This is a genomic window from Variovorax glacialis, from assembly GCF_051216375.1.
Classification (GTDB): Bacteria; Pseudomonadota; Gammaproteobacteria; order Burkholderiales; family Burkholderiaceae_C; genus Variovorax.
Window position 1 is genome coordinate 1 of sequence record NZ_JBPJZT010000054.1, and the last position, 2602, is coordinate 2602.

The following is a 2602-nucleotide window of genomic DNA, read 5'->3' on the forward strand; positions in this document are numbered from 1 at the left end:
CCCCCGAACGACACTTCAAACTCCCCCACCTGTAGACACCTAAATTCCTCCAGGCAGGACACGGGGATTGCATTATTGATCGGTCAGGCTTCGGCCGCGATGGCCAAGCGTGCGGCGGCTTCCTTCAGTCGGTAGCTCTTTCCCTCGAACTCGAGCATGACTGAGCGATGCATCAATCGATCGAGGATGGTGGTTCCCATGGTCGCGTCGCCGAGATACTTGCCCCAGTCCTGCACGACGCGATTGGAGGTCACGACGATGCTGCCGCGGCGCTTGTAGCGCTGATGCACGACGGTCTGGAGCAATTCGGCGGCGGTGTCTGAGATGCGCCGTGCAAGGAAGAGATCGTCGAGCACAAGAACATCGGATTCGACGTACGCGCGCATCATCGTGGTCTGCTCCTTTGGGGTTGCCAATGCGAAGTGGGCGAACTCGCTGTCGGCCTCGACGTAGCGAACATCATGGCCTTGTAGGGTGGCTTGGTAGGCGACCGCCTTGGCCACATGCGACTTCCCGGTGCCCGGCTTGCCGATGATCAGTGCGTTGGCCCCGTCGGCGATGAACTTCAGCGTGTGCAGCTCGAAGCATGCCTGACGAGGCAGCTTCGGATTGAAGCGCCAGTCGAAGTCGCCGAGCGTGGGCCGTTCATCGAGGCGTGATTGCTTGAAGCGCCGTTCGGTCAGGCGGGAGTGGCGCCGGTCGAGCTCGTCTTGCAGCAATCCTGCCAGCGTCTCCAGTAGCGGCTGTTGGGAGGACTGCGCCTGCATGACGCGGGTGTTCAGGGTCGCGGCGATGCCGGACAGGCGCAGCTCGCGCAGCGTACGTTCGATCTCATTGATGGTCATGTGCAGTACCTCCAGGTTTCAAGGGAGAGGAAGGCTGTGCCGCGGCACAGCGGGAGAACAACTCGGCGTAGATGTCGGCGGGACGGATCAGCGGGTGTTCCTGCGTCAGCGTGAGTTCCAGCTGGCGAGGCTCTTCGGCGCGTTCGAGGGCCGCCAATGCGTCGGCGACGATCTTCTCGGTCAGCTTCTTGACGTAGCTGTAGCTGTGGATGCCGTCGTGCATCGCCTGCGCGCAAGCGCGGTCGACGAGACGGCGCGGGTAGCGATCGGCCAGGCGGACGATGCCCCACAACTTGCGCTGGCCGACGCGGCCTTCGACGGCGAACAACAACTCGCACAGACGCTCGGCGTCAGCCCCGATCACCTTGGCTTGCCTGAGGATGCGGCGGGTCTCGCGTGAAGGGTTGAACACTCGCTCTTCCATCGGCAGCACGACGGTTCCGGGGCGCTCGACACGGACGTGGCTGCGCAGCAGCGCCTGGGTCTTCAGGTCACGGATCTCGATGCGGTGCTCGAACACGCGCACCAGCACATGGCTGCCGATGGGCGCCGGCCGTGCGGCATAGCTGCAGTGATCGACGCGCACGCAGCTGTCGTCGCAGACCGTGCGCTGGGAGTCGGTGAAGTACTGCATGCCCTGCGCCGGCAATGCCTGCAGCAACGGCCGTTCCTCCTCGAACATCGCCTGCACCTGACGGCGTGCGCTGCCATGGATGCGCGAGGCGGCCCACCGGGTCTCCCAGTGCTCAAGGAAGTCGTTCTGCTCCTGCAGCGACTCGAAGCGCCGCCCCTGCAAGGCCGTGGCCTGGGTGTGGCCGATCGCGTTCTCGACCGAACCCTTGCGATTTGGATCTCGCACGCGGGCCGGATCAGCGACCACGCCGTAGTGGGCCAACGTGGCCGCGTACACCGAGTTCAATTGCGGCTCGTACAGGTCGGGCTTGACGACGCCTTCCTTCAGGTTGTCCAAGACTACGTAGTGACATGATCCGCCGAAGTAGCGCCACGCCTGCTCGTGCAGTCGGGCCCAGGTCTCCTGACTGGACTTCCACACGACACGCCGGAAGCTGCGCCGGGAATAGCGCAGCGTGGCCACGAACAGCCGCGGCTTGCGATAGCGGTCGCTGCCTGGCACGCGCGTCGGCGCGCCTTCGCCATAGTCCACCTGCATCTCCTCCGCGGGGAGGAACTCCAGGCGATCGAATTGCTCGGGCTCGTGGCGGCGAAGCTTGCGCGCGAAGCGCATCACCGACTCGTAGCCGGCGGCGAAGCCGTGCAGGTCGACCAGGTCCTGATAGATGGCCATGGCGTTGCGCCGCAGTCGCAGTTGCGCCTCGATGAAGCCGCGATGCGGCTCGCATGCCGAAACCGTTGCGGGCGAGCGCACCGGCGTCGGAGTCGGTAGACAGGGTGGAGGAATTTGCCCTCCGGGGCCGGTCGACACCCCGGGGGAATTTGCCGCCACGGCTGCGAAGCGCTTCTGGTATCCGCGGATCGTCTTGCGATCGATGCCCGTGACGCGCTCGATCTCCCGTTGGCTGGCACCGGCGGCCAACAAGGTCCAGATGGTCGTCTGCAAATGCGGCTTCAAGACGTTCACTCCGTTCTCCCCTCATGGCTGAGGGGGAAAAGTAAGCGTCCTGCCCGGAGGACAACTGCCGGCAGTTGCCGGCGCCGCCCTATACCGTCACGGCTCGATGGCCGGGACGGAGGAATTTACGTGTCGATAAGTGGGGGAGTTTGGGTGTCGTTCGGGG

General features: G+C 64.6%; 2 protein-coding genes. Both read right to left on the bottom strand.

Features of this window, described 5'->3' with window-relative positions:
- Positions 1–83: 83 nt before the first annotated feature.
- A complete protein-coding gene (gene istB, locus ACSFBL_RS35495) occupies positions 84–845 on the bottom strand; it encodes an IS21-like element helper ATPase IstB (RefSeq protein ID WP_435520482.1) in 762 nt (253 codons plus the stop codon).
- A complete protein-coding gene (istA, locus tag ACSFBL_RS35500; protein ID WP_435520483.1) occupies positions 832–2445 on the bottom strand; it encodes an IS21 family transposase in 1614 nt (537 codons plus the stop codon). Before istA ends, istB begins: the two co-directional genes overlap by 14 nt.
- Between the last annotated feature and the right edge of the window lie 157 nt (positions 2446–2602).